The following is a 25,490-nucleotide window of genomic DNA, read 5'->3' as shown; positions in this document are numbered from 1 at the left end:
GAATTTTGGCTCCTGAGCTTTCGAATTTCAGGCTTTAAAAATTTGAGGGTGCCGGGTCGTATAGCCCTTCATATAAGATGAATTATGGTCCTCATAGCCAGGCCTGAGCACCGGAATAACGGAGTAAGAGATCCGCAGGTCAAAATGAAAAATTTGATCAAAAATCCTGTCAAGAAAAAAATGCAGTTCAATACATTTTATGTGTGAGCTGAATAGTTACAAAATAATAAGACATAACGATACGCCGCCTCAAATTCGTTATGTATCGAAGCAACGATCAAAAAACCCTGCTGAGGACTGATGGGATGATCCCGTCATGTGTCTTTATTCTATTCATTGCCCTTACAGACGCCAGCCCCAGTACGCCAGAAATGTGGGAAAATCCCGCATGTCCGACCGGTCCCGTGCCCAGGGCTTGAGGCTGGTGTAAAAAAGGGTGCCGTCGGTTTTGGATGCCCCCAGTTTTTTGTCTTCGCCCACCCGCCAGTCAAAGGCCCACCAGCTCATCAGCAGCCGCTCCCTGGGTTTTTGGCTTCCCTTGACATAGCCAGAGCGGGAACCTGTGGATTCGTACAGCGAGGTGGTTCCCCCCGTGGGCAGGGGCAAAGCCTCCAGGGAGGAGAGCGGGGCTGTTTCGGTTTTGATGCGCCGGTAATGTATCAGGGCATGTTCGGGCTCCAGCCACAGGTCTTTGACCCGGTGGGTGCCGTCCCGGAGGAGGACCATGAGGCGCTTTGATTCCGGGTTTTCTCCCAGGCGGATGAGGGCGGGGAGGTTTTCGGAGTGAACCGTCTGTCGGTCCTGGGGCCAGCCTGCGGGGCGCGCGCTCTGCGGCAAAAGGTTGGTGGGCACGAAGGCCAGGTAGCAACCGCAGGTGTGTACCGTGGTGTAGAGAACGGGCTTCATCTCTCGGTTGAGGGTCACCACCACCAAGAGTCCGACGTTTTTTCCCTTTCCCAGGTAATAGGGCAGGAGCCCGCCGGGAACCTCCTGAAAGTGGACGCGGTAGACAAGGTTTGTCCAGCTCCCGTTGCCTGTGTCGAACCGTCGGGTTTCGGTGTAGACGGTTGCCCGCCAGGGGTCCACCCGGATCTCTTCCGTGCCGTCGCCTCCGAGCCCGGCCGTGGGGGTGCCCACGAGGTTGTAAAACTGTTCGGGTTCTTCGACGACAAAGGCCGGTGCGTACCGGCTGAGGAGCGTGCTGTCCTCGGGGGGCATGAAGGCCACAACATCATGGGGTGCCGGGGGCGCGGAGCGGGTGGCGCACCCGCCGAAACCGAGCAGCAGAAGAAGGCAAAGAGCCCAGGCCCGCAGACTTCGATGATTTCGGTTGATCATGTCCAGGGTCCTCAATGAAGATGGGTGGGGGACTCCGCCTGCTTGGAGCTGAAACAGGGTAGGGTGGTGGGGGCGGTGAACAGTGAAAAGGGGAGTCCGGCGTGTTCCTTTGAACGTACACGATGGGCTCAGGAATTGACAGGCCAAAATGTGGCCTGTGCCACACGGGAATCCCCCCCCCCGGGGCCATCCAGCAGTCTCCTGCCGGGGACTCCTGACCCGGATATTTTAGTCACTGTTTTCTGGCCGATGTTTCTATCCTGAAGGCTTTTGCACGGCAAAAAGCAGGGCCCATGTGTCATGGTCCAGGGATGTTCGGGGCGCTGTGAGGCCGCATTCCCCAGTGGCGGATTCCAGTTCGTCGGAATCAAGGACGTGGGCGGGATACCCGGACAGGCTTGCGTGGAAGTTCATCAGGGCGTTGATGAGGTTTGGCCTGCCCTCGGTGGGGGCCATGTGGTTAAGGACAAGCCACCCACCCGGCTTCAGGGGCTGGGCCAGGCGCCTGATCACCTCAATGAGCCGACCGCTCCAGGCGTAGAGGATGTGGGACGCAAAGACGATGTCGTAGGTCCCTTCCGGGGCGTCGGTGTTCAGGTTCAGGTCCTGCACCGTCATGCGCTCGCTGTAGCCGTATTCTTTGTGAAGCTCGGCGGCCGGTCCCGTGACATGGGGAAGGTCGCAGACCGTGGCTGTCAATCCGGGGTTGGCGTCCAAAAGGGCCATGCTGTAAAAACCGTGGTTTCCTCCCACATCGCACAGGGTGGAGAACCCGTCGAAGCCGGGCAGGTCACGGATGAAGGCAAGGGCTTTTTGGACGGGGCCCCTCAGGGAGGCTCGCCCCATGCCCTCCAGGGCCTCGGGCTTTGCCCATAGGCTTTCCGTCTTTTTTTGTTCAGCTTCCGAGGTTTTCATGCGGGCCGGGATGTCGGCCAGGGCGGTCTCGTAGAGTCCGGTAAGCATGGTGATAAAGGGGGCCTGGCAGGCGTCCGATGCGCGGACAAGGTACTGCTGAGCAGAAGGGGTGTTCTGGTAGCTTTTCCCGTCGGTTTCCACGAGTGCCAGGGCCACAAGGGTCTCCAGCAGGGCCTTGGTCTGGACGGGGCCCGCGTCCAGGGCCATGGTGAGCTTTTCGACGGTGGCGGGGCCTTTGGCGAGTTGGTCAAAGAGACCGATCTCCAAGGCTCCCAAGAGGATTCGGTGGCCGTACCCGGCGGCGACAATGTGATGGATGGGGCGAAATGGGGCGGTGATGTCCGGGAGGTGCATGGTGTCTCCTTTCTTCCGTAATCCGGATAGAACCATGGTTTTGAACGGTGGAACGCCTTTTCATTGCCGGCTCTGTAACGGGGCGCATTCGTCAGGGCCTGAAGTGGGGGGAGGATGGAGAACTCTGACGTGGTTGTTGTGTATCATTTTTTGTTGGTGTTTATAAACTAGTAATATGCACTCCGGATGGTGGTGTCAGACAAAAAGTGGTCGTGTGTCAATATATTGTTCCTTTATTTCGGGGGTGGAAAAAACCGGTTTTGGGTGCTTGATATTGTTTTGGTTAGGCAAAAAATACTTGACACTTCATACTTGGCATGGGTAATGAAGTTATTCGAGATGTCGGGGAGAAAAACAAGGCACACAGCGGGGCGCTTTCTCCACTTTGCCCCGGATGAACCAACGCACTGAATCGCAAGGAATGGACGGATGATACCTGAAGGGCACAGCCAGATACTCAAGACCATTGAAACGTTGTACGAAGACCTTTTTCATCATGACGGCCACGGCCGCATGGAGCTTGAGATGCGTTTTTTGAAAAAGGGGCAGAAGGAGATTCTGGTCCGCTGCGGAAAGGACTACCGGTTTGTGGTGGATTTTGCTGCCCCGAAGAGGAACGGTGCTCCTGGTTCGGATATTTCATGAGAAAACGATTCATCAGTAACTATTCAGCTATGCCTCCGGCGGGTCGCTTTTTTAAAAAAAGCTCCGCAAAAAATTTTTCTAAGGCACCCGCGCTACGTTTTGATCGCCCTCCAGGGCGAGCAAAACGTAGCGCGGGTGCGAAAATGTCGAAATTGTTTGGAAGGCTTACTTAAGACCTGTTTGTCAAACTTTTTAAAAGTTTGGCCCCCGGCAGGGCCGCCGGAGGCAATTTTGAGCTGAATCGTTATACTCATCAGAACAATCTGGTGAAGCCCTGCCTGCAGGGTGATTCTCACGTTGGTTCGGTAACATGAACATGACATCACCCGGCTGCCCATGGAGCCCGGTGTACGGAGAGTGTATGTCCCTTAAGAAGATAACCTCGTTGACCCTGCTGTTCTCCTTTGTCGTGCTGACGGTGTCGTCCATTGTACTGTATGTCATGCCCCACGGCCGGGTGGCGTTCTGGGCGGACTGGCATTACTGGGGGCTTGCCAAGGCGGACTGGGACAACATCCACATCAACAGCGGCATCTTGTTTTTGGCCGCGGCCTGTCTTCACGTGGTGTTGAACTGGGCCCTGGTCCTTGCCTATGTCCGCAAAAAAGCCAAGGGGGCAAGACGGCCAATGTCCGGAGAGTGCGCCGGGGCCCTTGGCATTACCCTTGCCGTGGTGGTGGGGACGGTAATGATGCTCCCTCCCTTTACCCTGACCCTGGAGCTGAGCGACGCCCTGAAGGATCGCGGCGAACAAAAATATGGCACGCCCCCTTACGGTCATGCCGAGCTGTCGTCCGTTGAGGTGCTTTCCCGGAGAATGGGGCTGGACCCGGTGATCAGCGTCCGGAATCTTACGGATAGCGGGATGACGGCGGCCGACGGAAAGCAGAGTCTCCTTGAGGTGGCAAAGGCAAATCACACAGCCCCCAGGGAAATCTACGACGTGATGCGCCGGGACCAGCGCGAGATGAAGAAAAGGGGGATGAAGGGCCAAGGTGCCGCGGCACCCGGATCGTGACGTTTTTGAACCTGACCACGTTGTAACGATTCAGTTGCTTTTTATGGTTAAGCTGGGCAGGAAAAACATGCCTCCGGCGGGTCGCTTTTTGAAAAAAAAATCCGAAAAAGCTATCGGCAACGGGCCTCGTCATTCGTAAAACCTGTTTGTTAAACCTTTGGCCGCCGGAGTTATTCCGGTTAAAGTCAAACGAATCCCAAAAGTTCTTCATTGTGTTTTTAGAAGAATGAAATGGACCTCTCCTGCAAAGACGGTTACCAGATGTCACACATCACGCCAATGCCCCGATAACGCAGGTAGAATGACGGCCTCCATGCATTCGCCTCAGGGTTTCAAGGTGCCCCCACCTTGCAGCCGGAGGCCGTGCGGTTAAATCAACACAGGGCAAGTGGTGACAACGTATCCTGTAACGTCGAAGCTTGCGATCTAGTCCGCATAAACCATCAGCGTTCATGTCGGGCACAGCCCGAGCCGAAGGGCAAAGCGCAATGGCAATAAGCTTTCGAGGTGGCTCACCTCGCCGCCGGAGGCAGGTTTTTCCATGCACTTTAACCATCGAAGGCTGTTTGTGGGCTGAATAGTTACACCACCCTTTTCTTTATGCATTGTCGGTCCCGCCATCCCTGATGGCGTATTCGGGTCAGGGTGGCACAGCGTTTCCGTCGTTTGGTGGCGCTTGGTCGGCAATATGCGGCGTCGATACGCGGTGTTGTTGGTGCATAAAAAGTACGGCATGCCTAAAAAATGCATTGACATCGGTTTGCCTGATGCATACCCTACGGGGGTAGGGTATATAACACATGAGGAGGCATCGATGATCAACGAAGAGGTGAAAAAAGACGCCCTGCTCCGGCTGAAAAAAGTCGAAGGGCAGGTGCGCGGCATCGCCAGGATGGTGGAGGGTGAGAAGTATTGTATCGACATCATCAATCAGGTCACTGCCGCTGAAAAAGCCCTGAACATGGTGGCTCGTATCGTCATGAAACGCCACGTGGAGAGCTGCGTGAAAGAGGCTATTTTAAAGGGCGAGGGCCAGGAGAAGATCAACGAGTTGATTGATACGGTCTACCGGTATTCCAAGAAATGAACGGAGGATTCCATGGTCTGTGTTGAGAAAATACCTGTCTACGGCATGTCCTGTCACAGGTGTGTGGCAGCGGTCACCGAGGCCTTAGAAGAGACAGAGGGTGTTGAGCGCGCCGATGTTTCCCTTGAGGGGGCCTCGGCCACAGTAACCTTTGACGACACCCGGGCCGACCTTGAAGGGCTCCAGCGCGTCATCACGGGCAAGGGCTTCAGCCTTGTCGCCCCGGAGCCGGGCCTTTCGGGCCACGGTACGGAAGGGGGTATCTCCCTTATGGCAGACGTGCCCCAGGTGATCACCACGCATTTCGATGTGACGGGGATGAGCTGCGCCAACTGTGCCGCAGGGCTGGAGAAGGCCTTTGCCGGATACCCCGGGGTGCATCGGGCGTCGGTGAATTTTGCCGTGGAGCGCCTGGCCGTGGAGCATGAGGCCGCGGTAACCCCTGAGGCAATTCAGGAGAAGGTGGCTTCAGCCGGGTTTGAGGCCCGTGTTCACGATGACACGCCCACAGGAGAAACCACCTTCAGGATTGAGGGGATGTCGTGTGCCAACTGTGCGGCAGCCGTTGAAAAGGCACTGAAGAAGGCCCCGGGGGTCACCGGGGTTTCGGTGAACTTTTCCATGGAAAAGGGGTTCGTGACCTTTGATAAAACGCAGATCGATGAAGAGGGCGTGCTCGGGGTCGTCGAGGCCGCAGGGTACCGGGGAATCCCCGAATCCGTTGAGGCCGAGGCCTCTCCCCTGGCGGCCAAAGAGAGGTTCCGTTTTTTCTTTGCCCTTTCCCTGACCGTGCCCCTGGTGGTGTTGATGTACACCATGCCCTTCGGCCACGTGACCACCAACTATGTGATGTTCGCCCTGGCCACCCTGGTCTTTTTTGTGTCGGGACGCACCTTTTTTGAAGGGGCGTGGCACTCCCTGAAAAACCGGTCCACCAACATGGATGTCCTTGTCACTCTGGGGATCTCCGCCGCCTACTTTTACAGCGTGTTTTCCCTCTTTTTTCTGGATCCGGCCGCCCACACCTTTTTTGACAGCGCCGCCATGATCATCACCTTTATCCTCATCGGGAAAACCATCGAAGCCCGGGCCAAGGGAAAAACAGGCCAGGCCCTGGAAAAACTCGCCTCCCTTCAGGCGGACAAAGCGCGGGTTGTGGAAGGGGAGACGGAGAAGACGGTGAGCGCCGCCATGGTCAAGGTGGGAGACATTATCCGCGTGCTCCCGGGGGAGGTGATCCCCGTGGACGGTGAGATCATCGAGGGCCAGACGAGCATCGACGAGTCCATGATCACCGGTGAACCCATCCCCGCGGAAAAGGGCAGGGGCGAGAAGGTGACCGGTGCCACCATCAATCTCACCGGCGTCATGACCTTTCGGGCGGAGCATGTGGGCAGCGCCACCATGCTCTCCAGGATTGTCAGGATGGTGGAAGACGCCCAGGCCGACAAGGCCCCCATCCAGCGCCTGGCCGACACGGTCTCCAACTACTTTGTCCCCATGGTGGTGATGGCCGCCGTGGTGACCTTTACCGTCTGGTACGGGCTGGTGGACACGGCCCTTCCCCCGGGGACCACGCGTTTTCTCTTCTCCTTTCAGCTTATGATCGCGGTGCTGGTGGTGGCCTGCCCCTGCGCCCTGGGTCTGGCAACGCCCACAGCCATCATGGTGGGCAGCGGGGTGGGCCTGAGCCGGGGGATCCTCTTTAAACGGGCCTCGGTTCTGGAGTCCATCTCAAAGCTCGACGTGATCCTTTTTGACAAGACCGGTACCATCACCCGGGGCATGCCCGAGGTCTCCGGGGTCCACCCTGTGGGGGGCGTTTCCGAAGAAGCGCTTTTGACAGTGGCTGCCAGCGTGGAGGCCAACTCGTCTCACCCCCTGGCCCATGCCATCGTTGCGCGGGCCAAGGCCGAGGGGCTGGAACTCCGCAAGACCGACCAGGCCACGGAAGTCAGCGGCAAAGGGCTCTCAGCCGAGCTGGACGGCAAGCCCGCCGGTGTGGGCAGGGCCCTGTTTGTGGACGCGGACCTCAAAGGAAACCCCGAGGCCGAAGCGTTGGGGCGAAAGCTTTCCGACGCCGGGGAGACCACGGTTTATGTCTGGCATGGCACCGAGGTCATGGGGGTTATCGCCCTTGCCGATCAGGTGAAGGACGACTCTGCCGAGGCCATAAAGCGGCTTCGGGCCCTGGGCGTGAAGACCGCCATGATTTCCGGGGACAATGAGCGCGCGGCCCGCAGCGTGGCCGATCAGGTGGGGATTGTTGAGGTGGAGGCCGAGGTGCTTCCGGAAGAAAAAAGCCGGATCGTGAAAAAGTGGCAGGAAAAGGGCTTCAAGGTGGGCATGGCAGGGGACGGCATCAACGATGCACCGGCCCTGGCCCAGGCCGATATCGGCCTGGCGATAGGTTCGGGCACCGACATCGCCAGGGAGACCGGGGACGTCATTCTGGTCAACAACAGCCTGCTGGACGTTGAAGGGGCCATTCGCCTGGGGCGAAAGACCCTTGCCACCATCAAGCAGAATTTTTTCTGGGCGTTTTTCTACAACGTGCTCATGATTCCCGTTGCCGCAGGCATTCTCTATGCTCCCTTCAACCTGACCCTGAAGCCGGAGATGGCCTGCATCGCCATGTGGTTCTCATCCATTACCGTGGTGCTCAATTCCCTCTTCCTGAGGCGCATGGCGTCGACCCTTGGCGACGGTGCCGGGGAGCGGGCTGCACAGCCCTGAGTCGCGGGCTCCCCGGCTCTGTGTGAAGGGAAGGTGTCACGCTCTACTGGTCGAACTTGAACGACACCTTCAGGCGGGTGCGGTACGCGACAATGCGGTTGTCTTCGAGTCGCATGTCCATGTTCACGACCTCGGCCACGCGGATATCCCGCAGGGTCTTGTCCACGGTCTGAATGGCGACTTTGGCCGCATCTTCCCAGGATTTTTCCGACAAGCCGACAACTTCGATGATTTTGTACGTGCTTGAATCCATGGTGTTCTCCTTTTTGGGTGGGACGGGGTGAGGATCGGAGGTGCTGGCACGCGAACCAGCGGGGGTGCGGTGGGGCCGGAGGAAGGGATGGAACATCGGTCAATGGCCGCTGTCAGGGCGGGGTCGTAAAAAGCGGCGCTGCTGTCTGGCCCGGTGCTGTAAGAAAATACGTGATTTTTTAAGATGATACCAGATCGCCGAACCCGTCGCAATGGGGGACTCAGGGCGAATGCCTGAAGTTTGTTGAGGGGGCCTGAGAACAGTTCAGTTGCCTTGGCAGGTCGATTATTGCAAAAAAGCTCCGAGCCTGAGTAACGAGGGCTCGGAGCTTTTGCGTTTCTGGGCAAACGGCCTGGTGACGTTGCAGGGTTGGTGCGGCCCATGACAGGCGGAAGGTCAGGCCGGTTCGGCCGCGTCTTCGGTGATGCTGGCAGGCAGGGTCACTTTGAGGACCAGGTAGCCCACGGCACCTGAGGCCAGAGAGCCCAGGATGATGCCTAACCGTTCGTCGAACAGGAGGTTGACGGAGGTCTGCTCAAAGGCCAGGGAGCCGATGAACAGGCTCATGGTAAAGCCCACACCGCAGAGGGCCGCGGCTCCGTAGAGGGCCCCCCAGGACACCCCTTTGGGCAGGTCCGTGAGCTTCAGGGCCACGGCGGCCCAGCAGCAGCTGAAGATCCCCACCTGCTTTCCGACGAAGAGCCCCAGGGCGATGCCCAGGGGGACGGGATGAAAGATCTGCTCCATACCCATGCCTGCCAGGTTGAGCCCGGCGTTGGCAAAGGCAAAGACCGGCAACACCACAAAGGCCACCACCGAATGCAGATCGTGTTCCAGGCTCTTGAGGGGCGAGGTCCCGGGTTCTTCTTTGGAAGTCATGGGAATGAACATGGCCAGCAAGACCCCCGCCAGGGTGGCGTGCACCCCTGATTTCAGCATGGCCACCCACATGACGACCCCCACCGCGATATAGAGGCTCTTGGGCTCAACATGCCTCCAGTTGAGAAGGGCCAGGACCGGGATGCAGAATCCCACCACAGCAAGGGCCACCGGTGAGATGTTTTCCGTATAGAAGACGGCGATGATGACGATGGCCCCGATGTCGTCGAAAATGGCCAGGGAGGTTAAAAACACCTTGATGCTGATGGGAACACGCGATCCCAAAAGGGAGAGCACCCCCAGGGCAAAGGCGATGTCCGTGGCCGCCGGAATGGCCCACCCTTTCATGGCCGCGGAATCGTTTATGTTGAAATAGACGTAGATCAGCGCGGGGACGGCCATGCCGCCGATGGCTCCCACCCCGGGCAGGATGATATTGCGCTTGTCCGCCAGCTCGCCTTCCAGAAGCTCCCGCTTCAACTCCAGGCCCACAAGGAAAAAGAAGATCGCCATGAGCCCGTCGTTGATCCACAGCAAAAGGGGCTTGGCAATGTGGATGGCCCCCACCCGGATCTCCACCGGGGTGTCGATGAAAAGGGCATAATACGTCCGCAACGGGGTGTTGGCCAGCACCACCGCCAGGGTGGCGGCCAGCATCAGGACAATGCCGCCAGCGGATTCCATTTTGAAAAATTTTGCGAGAAACGATTCCTGGGGCTTCATCATGGCGATCTCCGTATCTGGTGTGATGTCGGTTGTGCCGGCGGCCAGGGGGATCCTGGTCATCCGGGCGCTCATGCGTCAAACCTTCGGTTCTTTGAGTGAATTTTTACTTTAAAGGCGGATGTGATTTGACCCGAGGAACGAGGGGCAAAACACATCTGCTATCTGCTTTCAAGGTGGCTCACCTTGCCGCCGGGGGCAAACGGGTGCTGAATGGTGACCTTTCTTGTTTTATCTTCTGTTTCTCTGCCACCGCGTAAAACTCCACCCCGTGGCCTGAAGGTGATTCCGGGGCGCACGGTGACGCTTCCCAGCCCGTGTCGGCCAGAAAGGCGCCGATCTGTTCGGGGCGGAGGCTCCAGAGCCAGGGTTCTCCGGCCAGGGCCATGGTCCAGAGCAGGAGCCCGGAGAGCCACCCCACATCCGGCCTGCCCCCTGCACCGGTGCCGATGTAGGTGAAGACCATGCGGCTTCCGGGGCCCGTGATGTCATGGCAGTGCGAAAACAGGTCTTTTACCGCCTTTTCGGGCAGGTACATGAGCAGGCCCTCGGCCAGGATTACCGTCTGGGCGTTTGGGACCCACAACGGATCGGCCTCCATGGCCTCGGCCAGCGGGGTGTGGGCCAGGTCCTCTGCCATGAGGTGCAGGTTGCCCGGCCTTCCCATGGCCGCGATGCCTTTTCGCTTGAGGCGGGATGTGGCGGGATGGTCGATCTCGAAAAAGCGGACGCCGGGGAACTCGTGGGCCAGGCGCCACGCCAGGGTGTCGTACCCCGCCCCGAGGACGAGGACCTGGGTGCATCTATTTTCGACGGCGTCCCGCACCTGCTCCTCGCAGAACACTTTTCGGCGCCCGATCCCTTCGAATTCCCCGGGCATGAGCGGGTCAAACAGGTGACAGAGGCTGACCATCTGCCAGGAGCGGGACCACCGGACCAGGGCCGGGCCTGCGGCCCCGGAGGCCACGAGGAGGCGGGCCGTGGCATCGGCCATGCCCGCCGGCAGGGCGTCGGCAGCGTCCGGTGTGGCGCCCAGGCTCACGATGTTCAACGCGATTTTGCGGGCTGTCCTGCTTGGCTGATCGGTTCGCACGTGGTGTTCTCCTCCGCAAGGCCCGTGAGCATATTGGTGAGCCGTTCGGCATGGCTGGCCGAGGTGTCGTCGAAGCGCAGGATGTGGGTGTAGCGATGCAGCTGCCAGCGCAGGGCGATGACCTGGACCGCATTGGTGGGGGCCTCTTCCAGAAGCCGGGCGATGAAGTGCTCGGGTGACGGCCTCGGGTCCCCGGGTCGAACCGGTCCTGCAACCAGGGCCAGAAAGTGGAGCTCGGCCAGGTTGGCGCAGGCCCAGAGCCTCTGGGATGAATCGGGGTGGTGAAGGTCAAAGCGGGCCGAGGCGTCCAGAAAGGCCCACAAGGGAATCTCCAGCTCCATTTTCTTTGTCTTGTAATATTTAAGGAACATGGAGAGGCTCAGCACCTGGGTGCCGGGCCAGTGGGCGTGGGCGTTGATGGCTGCTGCGCGTCGGTAAAAGGCAAGGGCCCGTTCCAGGCTCAGGAGGGCGTCGTCGGAGAGACGAGGGGCCTCGGGGGACTTGTTTTCGTTGTGCTGAAGGTAAAGCGCCTGGGCCTGACGCTTTTCCGCTGACCCGAGGATGCAGAGCTTGGCGATGCGGTTCTCCTGGGCAGCGAGGAAAGGCGCGTCGGGTTTTGGATCGCAGTCGGGCATCACCGAGATGGCGTAGCGGATGTCGTCGATGACCTCGGTGAAGTCGCCGTCAATGCCTTTGATCCCCCGCTCGGTGAGGTTGTGGGCGCGGTTCATGGAGGCGGTGAGGGCCCTGTGGGCCTGGATGGTCCTGAACTCACCGAGCTGGGATTCCATGTCGTCGGGCAGAGACGCGTAGGTAATGAGGCTGCCCCAGTCATGGGTGGTACGGTCCTGTCGCCGGAGTTGCTGGCGCAGCTCGTAAAGGCAGGCGCGGGGGTCTTTGCCCCAGAGGAGGCCCCCGTAGAGGGTCCGGACCATGGTGACGGAGCCGGTCTTGGTCAAGGGGTATTGGGAGCCGATGACCAGGGGCACCCCTGCGTTGTGCACGGCGTGGACCAGGCTGGAGCCGGGGAGTACCACCGAGCCCTGCTGACCGCTGTCGCAGCTGGCGACGGTGACCACCAGGGGGGAGGAAAATCCTTCGCCCCGGGCCTTGACCCGCAGGGCCGCGGAGAGTCTCTTTCCATCCACCACGTCCATGCCCGAGGGATTGGTATCGTCGCACAGGGCCAGCCCGTAGCGGACCTCCGACGCGTCCGGGTGCGGCACCCCGTGGGCGAGGATGTGCACATGGGTGTAAGAGCCTTCGGCGCAGGCCTCCTGGATCTGGGCCAGGGTGGCCGACGGCAGGATGGTGAGAAAGGGGGAGAGGCGTTCCGTGGGCGATTCGTGGGCCGAGGCCCTTGGAAGCCAGGGCCCCACAGCCTCCCGAAGGGCGAGGAGGTGAGCCTTGAAGGGGATGGTTCCAACCCCCGGGGGCGCTGCGGCGGCAAATAGGATCCGGGGCGTTGTGTCCCAGGGCTGGACCCGTCCGTCTGCCCCCCGGATCTCCCGGGTCATCACCACCGGCACCTCCTGCTGAAGGGCCAGGGGCGAGCCTTCACCGGGAAAGCCGCGGGCTGCGTCGGCCATTTCAAAGGGGAGCAGGGCCAGCTCCGATGCCGAGAAGACAAGGCGCAGCTGGACGAATGTTTCGTCTCCCTCCAGGGAGAGGTCGGCGATGAGGCCGGGGACCTTTTCCATGATCTGCCCCATGGCCGTCGAGATCTCCCGGATTTGGGCTCTTCGCGTGGGGGTGTCCTTTTCCCCGTAACGCAGGGCCCTGAGCAGGGTGAGCACATCCTGCTGCTCGTAGGGCAGGGTGACGGTGACGGGCTCGTGGCGACCGCTGAGGCCCATGTAGCGCGTCAACGGAGAGATAAGCTGGTTGTGGGGCGGACCATGGCGCAACAACTCCAGTTTCACCGATCGAATGTGTGGCATGGGGGCTCCTGTGTGAGATCCATGGGTATCGTTAGGAAAAAAGCCGGGTAAAAAAACATTCCGGCGGTCAGCAGGCAAGTCGCCCGTCGGGCACCGGGCAGAGGCTGTAGGCGCCGTCTGTCCCTTCCACGGTGGCAAGGGCCCCTGAAACCTCTCCGCCGTCCTCTTTTTCAATAGAGACCACGGAGCGGACGTGACGGATGAGGGGCCTGCCGTTGACCGTGGCACTGTCCAGGCTCTTCATGTCGCCCTTTTCAAGGATGGCCCACACTTTTTTAAAGGGCTCTTTTTCCAACAGGTCCGGGGTGAGCTGCATGAGGCGGATCCAGGAGCCGGAGTTAAAGTAAGCGGGGCCTGTGCCCGAGTTGATGGCTTTGTGCAGGTGGGTGTGGCCGGCCACCACCACATCCACCTCCGGACCCACAAGCTCCCGGACACTCCGGCAGGTGTCGTCTTCGGTTTTGGGGTTGAAGGTGGGGTCGTCCTTGAGCCAGCCCTGGAGGGCTTCGCGCATGTTCTCCTCCGGGGAGCGGCCCCGTATTTTGTCCCACACCGCGCCCCAGGCACCTAAGAAGTCGGCCTGCTCCGGGGACGAGGCCAGTGAGGCCGGGGAAGTGCCCCTGGCCAGGTGGGCGTCCATCTCGTGGAGGAGGCTGTCCATGTCCGTTGTGCCGGTGGCCGGGGTATTGACCAGGCTCGGATAGCTGGAGGCCATGACCCGCTGGAAGGCGGTGTCCTCGGACGCCTCCTGGCCGGGGAGTTCCCCCTGAAGTCCGAGGAAGCTGTCCGGGTCCCGGTGTTTGTCTCGCATGAAGTCCGCGGCGACACCAAAGAGGCTCTTGAGCCGCGACCAGGTGACGGCATGGTCGTCCATGGCCATGAGCAGGGCGGGGATGGTCTCGGTCTCGGGCTTGAGCAGGTCGACCCACCGGTATTTTTTCTTGAGCCCGTTCATGACGTCGATGACCATCTTGGTGCCAGCGTTGGGCGTCCACGGGGTCAGGGGGGTACGGCGTTTTTTCTCCGCCCGGATGCGGTTCAGGGCCCTGTAGTCCACGGGGTTCCAGGCATCGGTTTCGTTGCCGTGGATGCACAGCACGTTTTTCTCCCCCACTCGGCAGGCAAAGCCGGTGCCGTCCATGGCAAAGATGAGGCGGCCCCGTGCCGCGTCGGATCCTTCGCAGAGTCTTTCGGCCAGAAGGGCCCTGACGTCGGGAAGGGCCAGTTCCACGTCGTGGTTGCCCAGGACGATGACCAGGGTGCGGTTTTCAGACCGGGTGTAGGTGGAAAGGGCCTGAAAGACCTCCGTAAACTCCGGGTCGTTCATGATGCGGGTGAGGTCTTTTGCTGCATGGTTGGGGCGGAAATAACAAGCTTTTTCATTGGGCGGTGCGGGTTCGGCGAGAAAATCCACGATGTCGCCATTGAGGACAAGGGCTGTTTTTCGGTTGTCGGGCTCGGCGGCCAGGTGGTTGATGAGCCAGGCCAGGGCTTTTTGCTGGTTGAAGATCTGGAAGCCGGGGGAGCCCCCCAAATGGATGTCGGAGATGACACGGACGGCATCGTACTGAGGAAAGGGCATGGGGCACCTCGTTCAGGGGTTAATAAGCCGATATTGTATCGTATTTCGCAGATAATACAAGGGGTGACAACGGGTGCGATAACCAGCGTGACAACCGGGGGAACGGTGTCATGAATGACAGCGGCACTCGGCGTCGCCCCTGCGGACTGTGGAAATTCTGAGTGCCGAAATAGACATAATATAAGAGGTATGCCCGGAAAACGCCGATTGTCATTTGTTTTTCTCTTTAACTCTTTGGGGGGAACAACCGAAAAACACAGTGTAGGGGGATCTCATTCCGGAAAAGGGCATCGGCCCTTTGCGGCAACGGCGGAACCAGGCAGGCAAGATGACCGAAAAGATTCGACTCAGCGACATCTCAAAAGTATTCAAGCTCTCCGGGCGCAAGCGCAAGGCGGCCCTGGGTGGGGTGCGCCTCTCGGTCTCCGAAGGGGACTTCGTGGTGGTCCTCGGCAGGTCGGGGTGCGGCAAATCCACCCTGCTCAACATCGTGGCCGGCATGGTGCCCCCCACGTCCGGGGAGGTGACCGTGGACGGCGCTGCGGTGGAGCATCCCGATCCCTCGCGCATTCTCCTGACCCAGCAGCCCATGCTTCTGCCCTGGCTTACCGTGCTGGAGAACGTGGCCTTCGGGTGCAAGCTCAGGGGGGAGACCGATCATCTCCTTTCAAGGGCCAGGCGCTGGCTGGAGAGGGTGCACATGGCAGGCCACGAGAGCTATCTTCCCGGAGAACTCTCCCTGGGCATGCAGCAGCGTGTCTGCCTGGCGCGGGCCCTCATGGGCCACCCTGATCTTTTGTTGATGGACGAGCCCTTCGGGGCCCTGGACACCTTTACCCGCTCCCGGCTCCATGAAGAGATGGTGCGCATCCGCCTGGAAACCGACATCACCGTGGTGTTCGTGACCCACGACCTGGACGAGGCCCTGGCCCTGGGAAGCCGCGTGGTGCTTCTGGGCGGCGAGCCCGGTCACATCATGGAGGAGTATGCTTTGGACAGGGCGTACCCCCGGGACCCGGCCGATCCGGTCCTTCGGGACATGAAGGGCGCCATTATGGATCGATTTCAGGAGGAGGGCCTGTGAGCCGTATCGTGACACGCAGGGAGTTTATGAAACAGGCCGGGATGGCCGCCGCAGGCAGCGCCCTGGGCGTGGCCGGTATGCCTGCCCTGGCCCGGGCCGCAGGCGAACCCGAGCTTCGGGTGGGCTACCTGCCCATCACCGACTCGGCACCGCTCCTCATCGCCCATGCCCTGGGGTATTTTCAGGAAGAGGGGCTGCGCCTTAAAAAACCGGTGCGGGTGCGAAGCTGGTCCACCCTTATGGAATCCTTTCTCTCCGGCAAATTCAACTTGACCCACATGCTGCTCCCCATGCCGGTGTGGATGCGGTTCAAGCACCGGGTGCCGGTGAAGGTCCTGGCCTGGAACCACACCAACGGCAGCGCCATTACCGTGCGCGGGGATTCGGATATTCAATCGTTTGCCGATCTGGGCGGCCACCAGATTGCCGTGCCCTACTGGTACTCCACCCACAACGTGATCCTCCAGATGGGCCTGAGGAAATTCGGTCTCAAGCCGGTGATCCAGCGCCAGACCGCTCCCCTTGCCCCGGACGAGGTGAACCTTTTTGTGCTCTCTCCTCCGGAGATGCCCGCCGCCCTTGCCGGACGGAAAATTGACGGCTATATTGTGGCCGACCCCATCAACGCCATCAGCGAGGTGAAGACCGGGGCCCGTATCATGCGGTTTACCGGGGATATCTGGAAGAACCATCCCTGCTGTGTGGTGGTGATGAACGAAGGGCTGGTGGCCCGGCAGCCGGTGTTTTCCCAGAAGGTGATGAACGCCATTGTCCGTGCTCAGCTCTGGATCACGGAGAACCGCAGGGATGCCGCCCGCATCCTGAGCCGCCAGGGAGGGAACTATCTCCCCGTGGACGAAGAAATTTTGCTAAGGGCCTTTACCGGTTACGATCCCGCAGTTTACGGCGAGATGGGAGGCACCGGTGCCATCCATCATCCCGAGTGGCAGCTGGAGCGCATCGGCTTCCAGCCCTGGCCCTATCCGTCGGCCACCCGGCTGCTTGTGGGCGAGCTGGGGCGAACCGTTGTGGAGGGGGACGCCGCTTTCCTCCGCTCCCTGGATCCTGAAGTGGCTGCGGCCGAGCTCGTGGACGACCGCTATGTCACCCGGGCCATCGAAGCCGTGGGCGGGCCGGGAAAATTTTCGTACGGCCGCCTGGACGATCCCTTCCACCGGGAGGAGATCATCTCCGTGTAACCGGATCAACCCGCGTCAGGGCCACTAACGTTTCCTGCCGCCAGCATTGGCCCTTTGGCCCACCTTGCGTTGCCGAGAACCCAAACCCTATGAATGTGATTGAGAGATATTTGAAAAAGCAGTCTGTATACGCAAGGCAACCCTATGCGGAAAAAATGATGAACAGCGGCCTCTTCATGGGGCTTGCCGGGTTCCTTTTTTTCATCGCCCTCTGGGCGGCAGGAGGGACCCTTCTCTTCAGCCGCACGGACCTGGCCCAGTTCCAGGGCTTTCTGCCCGGCCCCACCTTAAAGGGGCTGGTGCGCCTGGTGGGCAGCGCACATTTCTGGGCCTCTGCCGGGGCAAGCCTCTCCCGGGTCTGCCTGGGGATTCTCATCGCCTTTGTGGTGGGGTTTCCCGTGGGCCTGCTCCTGGGGTTCTACCGCACCGTCAGGGTCCTCACCTACCCGCCCATGCAGTTCCTCCGCATGGTCAGCCCCCTCTCCTGGATGCCCATCGCTCTTCTCATCTTCTCCAGTTTTGAGACAGCCATCTGCTTTATCATCACCATGGCCACGGTGTGGCCCATTATCCTCAACACCTCCCTGGGCGTGGTGCGGGTCAACCCCGGCTGGATCATGATGGCCAGAAACCAGGGCGCAACAGATCGTCAGCTTCTCACCCGCATCATCATCCCCGCCTCGGTTCCCTACATCCTCACCAGCCTCCGTCTGGCCCTGGGCGTGGCCTGGATCGTTCTTGTTCCCGCTGAATTTTTGGGGGTCTCAAGCGGCCTCGGCTACATCATCAATGACGCCCGGGATACCATGGAGTACGACCTGCTCATGGCCACGGTCCTTGCCATCGGCGTTTTGGGTTTTTGCCTGGACGGGGCCATTCAGATGCTTCGGCAGTATTTGAATTGGGGGAGTGAAAGGTAAGGCGGGGAAAATAGGAAAAGCAGGTAAATCAGGGGATAGGTAATAGGTGATAAATAGGGGAATAGGCCATCGGTCACAGGGCGGGATGCTTCTGTGGGGATGGCCTTTTTTGTTTGATGGGCATTGCGGTGGTCTGTGGCGAAAACGGTGCGGGGGCCGCACCCTACGCTTCGCGGGTCGGGTATGATTGGGGGGCGTGTGAACCGGGAATCGGTTTCATGCCATGGCGGCGAAAAGCCGATGTTTCCTATGGTGCCCCGTGCGCATCACCAATTGCCCCCAAAAAGCTGGTAGCTGGTTGTTTAAGGTCGCTCGTGATGGTGTGGACTGCTGCAAAAGCCGTTGGCCTCACGTCACGTTTTGCGGTGCGGGGGCCGCACCCTACGCTTCGCGGGTCGGGCATGGTTGGGGGGCGTGTGAACTGGGAATCGTTTTTATGTCATGGTGGCGAAAAGCCGATGTCTCCTATGGTGCCCGTGCGCATTACCAATTGCCCCAAAAAAGCTGGTAGCTGGTTGTTTAAGATTGCTGGTGATGGTGTGGGCTTCTGCAAAAGCCGTTGGCCTTACGTCACGTTTTGCGGTGCGGGGGCCGCACCCTACGCTTCGCGGGTCGGGTATGGTTGGGGGGGGGGGCGGGTATCGTTTTTATGTCATGGCGGCAAAAGGCCGATACCTCGTAGGGTGCGCCGTGCGCACCGCCAATAAGCCGTTTTCCTTCTTTTTAATGATTGACTTCGCTGAGTGATCTGTTTCTATCACCTATCACCTATCACCTATCACCTATCACCTATCACCTATCACCTATCACCTATCACCTGTTTTTCCCCCGCACACCGGCCTGATCGCAGTCGCGCGTGCGATCAGGCCGGCGCAGGGTGTCGCTGCGCTTGAAACACGAAGGCGGCAGGAGAGGTCTGTTCCCTGCCATTTTGCCCTATTACCTGATTACCTATGACCTATTTCCTGATTTTCCTGTCTCAAACCCTTCGGTCAGCCTCAGCAGGGTATAGTGTGTCGCAAACACGTCGGTAAGGGCCGAGATGTTGTTGAACCGGGCGCGGGAGAGGCTGAAGATGGCGTCCAGCACCTCGGTGGAGGTGGCGACCCCCTGTTCGAAGGCCAGGTCCGTGACCCGGAGGTTCTCCTCGGCCTCGGCAAGTCCTGAGCGGGCCACGGCCAGGTTGTCGATGGCCACGTCCCGGTCGAGAACGGCGTTGTCAAAGTCCGTGGAGAGGCTGTTCTCAAGCTCCCTGAGCTGATGGCGAAGGGCGGCTTCGTTGAGGGAGGCCTGGCTTAAGGTCGACTCTTTTTTGAGGCCGTCAAACAGGTTCATGGTGACCGAGGCGGTGAGGCGGACATCGTCGCCGTTGACCTCGGAGGAGCCGAAGCTGTAGTCGTCCAGGTACCGGCTGGTGTAGGTGGCCGACAGGTCCAGGCGCGGCATGTAGGCGGCCCGGGCAGCCTTCCTCTCCATTCCCGCACCGGAGAGGGTCTCCTTGAGGGAGAGGATCCGGCTGTTTTCGGCCAGAAGGACGGATTTGCCTTCGGCCGCGTCCATGACCGTGGGGAGCTCCGTGAACACGGAAAAGTCCAGGGCCTCGGCTTCGGCTTTCGTCAGGGGGCGACCCACGGCAAGGGCCAGGGTGTTGAGGGAGGCGGTGATGTTGGCCAAGGTGCGGCGCTCGGTCTGCACGGCGTTGTCCAGCTCCACCTTGACGGTGAGAAGGTCCCGCTTTTTAAGAACCCCCACGTTGTACTTCAGCTCCATCTCTCGGTATCGGTCTTTGTAGAGGCTCACGGAGTCTTGGGCCACGGTGAGGTTCTGCCTGCTGCGGTAGACCCCCAGAAAAGCCAGGGCCACGTTCTGGCTGACGTCCTGGCGCGTGGAGGCCAGGTCGAGTTGCCCGGCTTCGGCACCAAAGCGTGCGGCTTTCAGGGAGTAGGCGTCCTTGAATCCGGCAAAGACGTTTAAGGCAATGCTGCCGGTGAACCCGTCATTTTTTTCCCGGATTTCGGTGATGGTGTCGTGGTTGTAGCGGTTGGCTTCGTAGCCCACGTCCACACTGGGGAGAAAGGGGCTCCTGGCCTCCTGGACCTTTTTTTCGGCGATGGCGGCTGTGGCCTCGCTGGCCTTGACAGCGTGGCGTTCGGCCAGGGCCTCCTGCTGCAGCTCGGACAGGGTCAGGGCGTGTAAGGGGGTGGCAACCAGGCAAAGGGCTGCCAGAACGAGAAGTCGTTTCATGATGTCGTATACCTCACTGCTCGACATGGGGGCCGGACGTTCCGGCCCCCATGGTGTGTGTTAGGCTGAGTAGCGCTCCAGGGGTTCGTTTGACGACGAGGCCTGCCGGCCTTTTTCTTCGAAACCGATGAAGAAGGAGAGGAGCGCGGGGATCACAAAGAGGGTGAAGAGGGTGGACAATGCCATGCCACCCAGCAGCACGCTGCCGATCCCTCGATAGAGCTCGGACCCGGAGTCCGTGGCCAGCACCAGGGGCAGAAAGCCGGAGATACTGGTGCAGACACTCATGAAGATGGGCCGGATACGGGTTCGGATGGCGTCCTTGATGGCGTCCATCCCCAACATGTTCTCCAGTCGCACGTTGTTCAGGGACTGGTGCACGATGAGGATGGCGTTGTTGACCACCGTGCCCACGAGGATGATGAATCCCAGCATGGTGAGAACATCCAACGGCTGCCTGGCCACGAGAAGGTCCACCAGCCTCAGTCCGATGAACCCGCCGGCGGCTGCCAGGGGCACGGAGAAGAGGATGATGAAGGGGTAGAGAAAGTTCTCGAAAAGGGCGGCCATCAACAGATAGGTGATGAGGATGGCCAGGGCCAGGTTCCACTTCAGGGCATGGAAGGTCTCCATGAGTTTGTCGGCGTTGCCGCCCAGCTTCACGTTAACCCCGGAGAGCTGACCGGCTTCCATGAGGCCGTCCACCTTGGCGCGGATGGTCTCCATGGCCTCCTGCAGGGGCACGTCAATGGGGGGCGTGATCTCCAGGCGGATGTTGCGGCGTTTTTCCAGGCGGTCGATCTGGGTCATGCCGTGCTCGTAGGAGAGGGAGGCCACGTCGCCAACGCGCACCAGTTTCCCGTGGTTGTTGACCATGGGGGCTTCCAGGATGGCCTCGGGGGTCTTGAAGTCCGCCTCCTCGCTGCGAACCACCAGGTCGATGCGGTCCTTGCCGTCGGGGCTGTAGTCTGCCACCTTCCGGCCGTCCATGAGCACATCCACGTAGATCCCCAGCTCCTGCTCGGTGAGGCCGCTGGCCGCCATTTTCTGCTTGTCCGGGATGATGCGCCCCTCGGGGTAGGCAATTTCAAGGGAGGGCACCGGCCGGATCTGAGAGTTGGGCACTGCCTGACCCACGGCACCCATGAGGGTGAAGCCCGCCTGCACGATGGAGCCCATCTCTTCGCCGGAGATGTTCAGGTCGATGGTGCGCCCTTTGCCCAGGCCGGTTTCGAAGATACCGGGCTGGAGGCTGATGCCGAACATGCCGGGCATGGAGTAGATGATCTGGGTCAGGGAGGGAATCAGCTCACCGGCCCGGGTCTCGTCCTCGTCCGTGCAGACCACCCCGAACATGCTGATCATGTCCGCAGAGACGTAAAAGACGTTTTTGATCTTGGGCAGGCCCTCGCCCGTGTCTTTTCGGTAGGTGTCTGTCTTCTCGAAAATGTATTCACCCACCTCGTGCCGTTTTTCGGCGGAGTACCCGGGGGGCGGCACCAGAATGCTCATGATGAAGTTCTGGTTGCCCTGGGGCAGGTACTCGGCCTTGGGCATGAGGGCCCAGGCGATGAGCAGGGAAAAGGCGGTGAAGGACACCACGCAGGCCACCCGGGTGACCGTGTTTTTCAGGCAGGCGTTGGCCACGCCCATGATGCTGGAGATAAAAAGATCCCCGGCCTTGCCCAAAGCGCCGCCCTCTTTCTGGGCCGGTCCCTTTTTCCGGTAGATCAGGTGCATGAAGGAGGGGATCACCGTGATGGAGACAAACAGGCTCAGGAGGATGGCCGTGGTGATGGCGATGGCGATGTCCCGGAAGAGCTGTCCTGCCTCCTGTTTCATGAAGATGACGGGGAGGAAAACCGCCACCGTGGTCAGGGTGGAGGCGATGACCGCACCGTACACCTCGGTGGCCCCTTCGTAGACAGCGTCAAAGGTCTTTTTGCCGAGTTTCAGGTGCCGGTCGATGTTCTCCAGCACCACGATGGAGTTGTCCACCAGCATGCCCACGGCAAAGGAGATGCCCGCAAGGCTCACCACGTTGAGGTTGCGGCCCATGAGCCACAGGGAGGTGAAGGTGCCGATGGCTGAAATGGGAATGGCCAGGCCGATGGTGCCCGTGGACCGTGCGCTGCGCAGGAAGGTCACCAGAACCAGGATGGCCAGGGCCGCCCCGATGAGCACGTTCTTTTTCATGATGGAGATGGCCCGCATGATGTAGGGCGCCTCGTCGTAGGACCAGTTGATGTACAGGCCCCTTTTGGCCAGAATGCCTTCGTTGAGGCGGTCCACTTCGGCGTGGACCCGGTTCACGATCTCCAGGACGTTGCCCCCTTTCTGCTTTTTCACCCCGATGACGATGCCTTCGGCGCCGTTTTCCATGACCGAGACAAACTGGGGTTCGTAGCCGATGCGGCTGGTGGCGATGTCCCGAAGGAGGATGCGGGTGATGCCGTCATCCATAATCACCACGTCCAGAGGGTCGGTGACCTTCTGGAACTTGGCCGTGGTGCGGATGCGGTAGTTTCGCCGGTCAATGCCCAGCACCCCTGCGGAGATGTCGTTGTTGGCGGCCGTAACCCGGGCGATGACCTGGTTGATGGTGATGCCCCGCCGGGCCATTTTTTCAGGATCCAGAACGATCTCAAGCTGGTCCTTGGTGCCTCCGAAGACCAAGAGAGAGGCCACGCCGTCGACACGCTCGATGTACTGCTTGACTTCGTTGTCGAAGAAGGTGCGCTGGGTGCGGATGTCGGTGTTGCTTCCTTCAAGGGCGCGCATCTGCATCCAGATGATGGGGTTGGCGGAACCCCCGGAGCTGGAGATCACCGGCTCGTAGACGTTGTCCGGGTAGTCCGATACCTCGTTGAGCTTGTTGGAGACCCGGAGAAGGGCCGTGTCCACGTCGGTCTCCAGGTCAAAGGTGAGGGTGATGGTGGCGTAGTCGTTGTAGCTGGAGCTCTCCATTTTCTGGAGGTTCTGGAGGCTCTTGAGGTTGTCCTCCTGTCTTTCGATGACCTCGGTCTCCAGCTCGCTGGGGCTGGCACCCGGCCAGGAGGTCATCACCTCGATTTCCGGCAGCTCGGTGTCGGGGGCAAGCTGCACGGGGAGCTTGGAGAGCCCGATCATGCCGAACAGGACGATCATGATCACCATCACCGCAGCGGTGACGGGTCGTTGGATGGAAAATTTAATCAAATCCATGGGTGGCTTGGTATCCCTGGTTTCATCATGTCAGAAAAGGCCCGACGCCCTCGGCATTTCTCGTGCGGCCACAAGGCGACGGGCGCCTTGCGGGGGAGTGGGGCACGGCTGTGCTTCAGATTCGGTTTACTTCCTTGCTTCAATGACCGTCACGGGCTGGCCGGGCTGGAGCCGGTCGTTGCCGTCGATGATCACGTCCATGCCGGGGGCCACGGGCCCTTCGGCGATGCCGGCTGCGCCCTCCACGTAGGCGAGGACCGTTACCGGCAGGGGCGCTGCTGCCCCTTCATTGATGGTGTAGACAAGTGTCTGGCCGTTGAAGGTGACCAGGGCATCCCTGGGGACCAGGGTCATCTCCTGCTTGTCACTGGCGGGCATGGCCACGGTGGCGCTCATGTTGAGGACCGCCGTCTCCAGCCTGGGAAGCATCACCTTGACGAAGATGTTCTTGGTGGCCGTGTCCGCCACGGGGATGTACCCGGTTATCCTGCCGCGGGTGGTGAGGCCCAGGGCGGTGATGGAGACGTCCAGCTCCTCGCCGGTCCTGGCAAAGACCAGGAGGTCTTCGGGCATGGGCACCTTCACGTAGAGGTCGTCCATGGAGCCCAAAAGGCACACGGGATTCCCCGGGACCACCCAGTTGCCCTCATCGGCGTTTTTCTCCAGCACCACGCCGGCAAAGGGGGCACGGATGACGCTCTTCTCCTTTTTCAGGAGGGCCAGGGCCAGGTTTTCCTGGAGGGTGGCCTTCTGCATGGCAAGGTCCTCCATGGAGAGGCGCATGTTGTCATACTCCTGCTCACTGGCCGCCTGCTGCTTGAAGAGGGTCTCGTAGCGGGTCAGGTCCTTTTTGGCCTGGGCCAGCCGGATCTCCACCTGGGCGATTTTTTTCCTGACCGTGCCGATCTCGTTGTTCACAAAATCGAGGTTCAGGCGGAACAGAGGCGCTCCCTTGGTGACCTGGTCACCCTCTTTGACCAGAACGGCCTCCACCTGGCCGCTCACCTCGGGAGAGAGGGCGGAGACGCGGTCGAACTGGAGGGTTCCCACCACATCCAGGGTCTTGGCGATGGTCTTCTGGTGAATCTGGCTGGTCACCACCAGCGCCGGAGGCTGGGCTGGACCCTCGGCGTACGAGAGGACCGGCAGGGCAAGCAGGGTGATGACGGTTATCCATTTCATAGCTTTCATTGATGTACCTCGCTACTCGGAAAAAATGGTCGGTAAAAGCGGTGGCCTAAGGAGTTGCGCAGTTAACGCGCGGCCGTCCCGTCGGAGATTGCGGTTTGGACCCCGAAAGGTCGGGTTGTCTTCTTTTGGGCCCACCGTAAGGTGAAGGGCCCGTTTTCTTATTCTTCTGAACCGGTATTTAGATATAAACGCAACACCACCTGATTTCCTGCGGTGGGGAAACGTTTTTTTCAGGCCCCGGCTGTCAGGCGGGTATGGGGGCCGCCCGGAGGCCCGCTGAGATGTAGTGAATCAACTCTTCCAGCATGGCATCGGGATCCCGGTCGATACCCAGGATGGCAATGGATTCCTCCATGATGCACTCCCCCTGCATGATGCCGAAGGCCGAGATGCGGAAGAAGGCAATGCGGCGCAGCAGGGTCATCCTCGGGATCTGGGGCAGGGCCTTTGCCATGCAGTCGACCAGGTAGATGAGTTTTTTCTCCAGGATGTTTTTCAGGTTCTGTTTGAAGAAATCCTCGTTTTCATAGGCCGCGGCAAACTGGTGGAAAACGTTCATCCAGTCCGGGTGGGTGACGGTGAACTCATGAAGGGGCGCCAGCTGGCTTCGCAGCAGGTCCTCCAGAACCGGGGCCTTGTCTCCTGCACGGTCCATCACCACCTCCAGGCGCTGGGTCTGCTCCTCTTCAAGGGGGGTGAGAAACCGGGTGACAATGGCTGAGATGAGGTTGTCCTTGGAGCCGAAGTGGTAGTTGATGGCCGCCACGTTGACTCCGGCCTCCTCTGTGATTTTTCGCATGGACGCCTTGTCTGCGCCCAGTTCGACGATGAGCCGTTCGGCGGCATCGAGTATTTTGGTTTTGGTATCCATTTAAGGGGTCCGTTGTGTGGGAAACAAATATTTTAAACGCTGTTTGAAACATCGATAAAAAAGGGTTTTAAACGATGTTTGAATCGGACGCAAGGTTTTTGTAGGTAACAACGCAAAAAAATGACTTTTGGTGAGGAGGAAAGGAGGGTTACGATCACCCGGTGGCGTGTGCATCCGATTCGAGAGATAACCGGAATCAGGGGCTGCTGCTTGT

At 60.0% G+C, this 25,490-nt stretch carries 18 protein-coding genes; 7 read left to right on the top strand and 11 right to left on the bottom strand.

Annotation, left to right across the window (positions count from 1 at the left end; genetic code table 11):
* Window positions 1-342 precede the first annotated feature (342 nt).
* Window positions 343-1,338, bottom strand: a complete 996-nt coding sequence (locus ACOYW0_RS04250; RefSeq protein WP_482417326.1) for a hypothetical protein — start codon at window positions 1,336-1,338, stop codon at window positions 343-345.
* A gap of 255 nt (window positions 1,339-1,593) precedes the next feature.
* Window positions 1,594-2,607 carry a methyltransferase gene (locus ACOYW0_RS04245; RefSeq protein ID WP_482417325.1) on the bottom strand — a complete coding sequence of 338 codons (1,014 nt, stop codon included), beginning with the start codon at window positions 2,605-2,607 and terminating at the stop codon, window positions 1,594-1,596.
* Window positions 2,608-3,036: 429 nt separating this feature from the next.
* On the opposite strand from ACOYW0_RS04245, the gene ACOYW0_RS04240 reads away from it, so the two are divergent.
* The 4 genes from ACOYW0_RS04240 (at window position 3,037) to ACOYW0_RS04225 (ending at window position 8,093) form a co-directional block, all read left to right on the top strand.
* On the top strand, window positions 3,037-3,252 hold the full coding sequence (locus ACOYW0_RS04240; protein ID WP_482417324.1) for a hypothetical protein: 216 nt from the start codon (window positions 3,037-3,039) through the stop codon (window positions 3,250-3,252).
* A gap of 361 nt (window positions 3,253-3,613) precedes the next feature.
* The gene (locus tag ACOYW0_RS04235; protein ID WP_482417323.1) at window positions 3,614-4,270 is read left to right on the top strand and encodes a DUF4405 domain-containing protein; all 657 of its coding nucleotides are present in this window, start codon (window positions 3,614-3,616) and stop codon (window positions 4,268-4,270) included.
* Between the two features lie 814 nt (window positions 4,271-5,084).
* Window positions 5,085-5,357 (top strand): metal-sensitive transcriptional regulator, encoded by a 273-nt coding sequence (locus ACOYW0_RS04230; RefSeq protein WP_180146198.1) that lies wholly within the window; start codon window positions 5,085-5,087, stop codon window positions 5,355-5,357.
* Window positions 5,358-5,369: 12 nt separating this feature from the next.
* Complete coding sequence (locus tag ACOYW0_RS04225; RefSeq protein WP_482417322.1) at window positions 5,370-8,093, top strand: heavy metal translocating P-type ATPase; 2,724 nt, start codon at window positions 5,370-5,372, stop codon at window positions 8,091-8,093.
* A 43-nt stretch (window positions 8,094-8,136) separates the two neighbouring features.
* Here ACOYW0_RS04225 and ACOYW0_RS04220 read toward each other — a convergent pair whose 3' ends face one another.
* The 5 genes from ACOYW0_RS04220 to ACOYW0_RS04200 all read right to left on the bottom strand — a co-directional run bounded on the left by ACOYW0_RS04220 (window position 8,137) and on the right by ACOYW0_RS04200 (window position 14,563).
* On the bottom strand, window positions 8,137-8,346 hold the full coding sequence (locus ACOYW0_RS04220) for a dodecin family protein (protein ID WP_482417321.1): 210 nt from the start codon (window positions 8,344-8,346) through the stop codon (window positions 8,137-8,139).
* 396 nt (window positions 8,347-8,742) lie between these two features.
* On the bottom strand, window positions 8,743-10,011 hold the full coding sequence (gene nhaA / locus ACOYW0_RS04215; RefSeq protein WP_482417320.1) for a Na+/H+ antiporter NhaA: 1,269 nt from the start codon (window positions 10,009-10,011) through the stop codon (window positions 8,743-8,745).
* A gap of 118 nt (window positions 10,012-10,129) precedes the next feature.
* Window positions 10,130-11,041, bottom strand: a complete 912-nt coding sequence (locus ACOYW0_RS04210; protein WP_482417319.1) for a class I SAM-dependent methyltransferase — start codon at window positions 11,039-11,041, stop codon at window positions 10,130-10,132.
* Complete coding sequence (locus ACOYW0_RS04205; RefSeq protein WP_482417318.1) at window positions 10,996-12,981, bottom strand: CHAT domain-containing protein; 1,986 nt, start codon at window positions 12,979-12,981, stop codon at window positions 10,996-10,998. The genes ACOYW0_RS04210 and ACOYW0_RS04205 overlap by 46 nt, the downstream gene beginning before the upstream one ends.
* Before the next feature lie 67 nt (window positions 12,982-13,048).
* Entirely contained in the window at window positions 13,049-14,563 is a 1,515-nt protein-coding gene (locus ACOYW0_RS04200) for a metallophosphoesterase (RefSeq protein ID WP_482417317.1), read from the bottom strand.
* A gap of 328 nt (window positions 14,564-14,891) precedes the next feature.
* Here ACOYW0_RS04200 and ACOYW0_RS04195 point away from each other — a divergent pair, with 328 nt between their 5' ends.
* The 3 genes from ACOYW0_RS04195 (at window position 14,892) to ACOYW0_RS04185 (ending at window position 17,766) form a co-directional block, all read left to right on the top strand.
* The gene (locus ACOYW0_RS04195; protein ID WP_482417316.1) at window positions 14,892-15,647 is read left to right on the top strand and encodes an ABC transporter ATP-binding protein; all 756 of its coding nucleotides are present in this window, start codon (window positions 14,892-14,894) and stop codon (window positions 15,645-15,647) included.
* Window positions 15,644-16,846, top strand: a complete 1,203-nt coding sequence (locus tag ACOYW0_RS04190; protein ID WP_482417315.1) for an ABC transporter substrate-binding protein — start codon at window positions 15,644-15,646, stop codon at window positions 16,844-16,846. The genes ACOYW0_RS04195 and ACOYW0_RS04190 overlap by 4 nt, the downstream gene beginning before the upstream one ends.
* 110 nt (window positions 16,847-16,956) lie before the next feature.
* A complete protein-coding gene (locus ACOYW0_RS04185) occupies window positions 16,957-17,766 on the top strand; it encodes an ABC transporter permease (RefSeq protein ID WP_482417314.1) in 810 nt (269 codons plus the stop codon).
* A gap of 951 nt (window positions 17,767-18,717) precedes the next feature.
* Here the strand turns inward: ACOYW0_RS04185 and ACOYW0_RS04180 are convergent.
* The 4 genes from ACOYW0_RS04180 to ACOYW0_RS04165 form a co-directional block, all read right to left on the bottom strand.
* Complete coding sequence (locus tag ACOYW0_RS04180; RefSeq protein WP_482417313.1) at window positions 18,718-20,010, bottom strand: TolC family protein; 1,293 nt, start codon at window positions 20,008-20,010, stop codon at window positions 18,718-18,720.
* 60 nt (window positions 20,011-20,070) lie between these two features.
* Window positions 20,071-23,214 carry an efflux RND transporter permease subunit gene (locus tag ACOYW0_RS04175; protein WP_482417312.1) on the bottom strand — a complete coding sequence of 1,048 codons (3,144 nt, stop codon included), beginning with the start codon at window positions 23,212-23,214 and terminating at the stop codon, window positions 20,071-20,073.
* A 126-nt stretch (window positions 23,215-23,340) separates the two neighbouring features.
* Complete coding sequence (locus ACOYW0_RS04170) at window positions 23,341-24,396, bottom strand: efflux RND transporter periplasmic adaptor subunit (protein ID WP_482417311.1); 1,056 nt, start codon at window positions 24,394-24,396, stop codon at window positions 23,341-23,343.
* Window positions 24,397-24,649: 253 nt separating this feature from the next.
* Entirely contained in the window at window positions 24,650-25,276 is a 627-nt protein-coding gene (locus ACOYW0_RS04165) for a TetR/AcrR family transcriptional regulator (protein ID WP_482417310.1), read from the bottom strand.
* Window positions 25,277-25,490 lie beyond the last annotated feature (214 nt).

The sequence above is a fragment of the Desulfoluna sp. HI9BLuna genome (genome assembly GCF_056829775.1).
The sequence above is the reverse complement of the archived record's forward strand: the minus strand, read 5'-3'. Positions and strand labels throughout refer to the sequence as shown.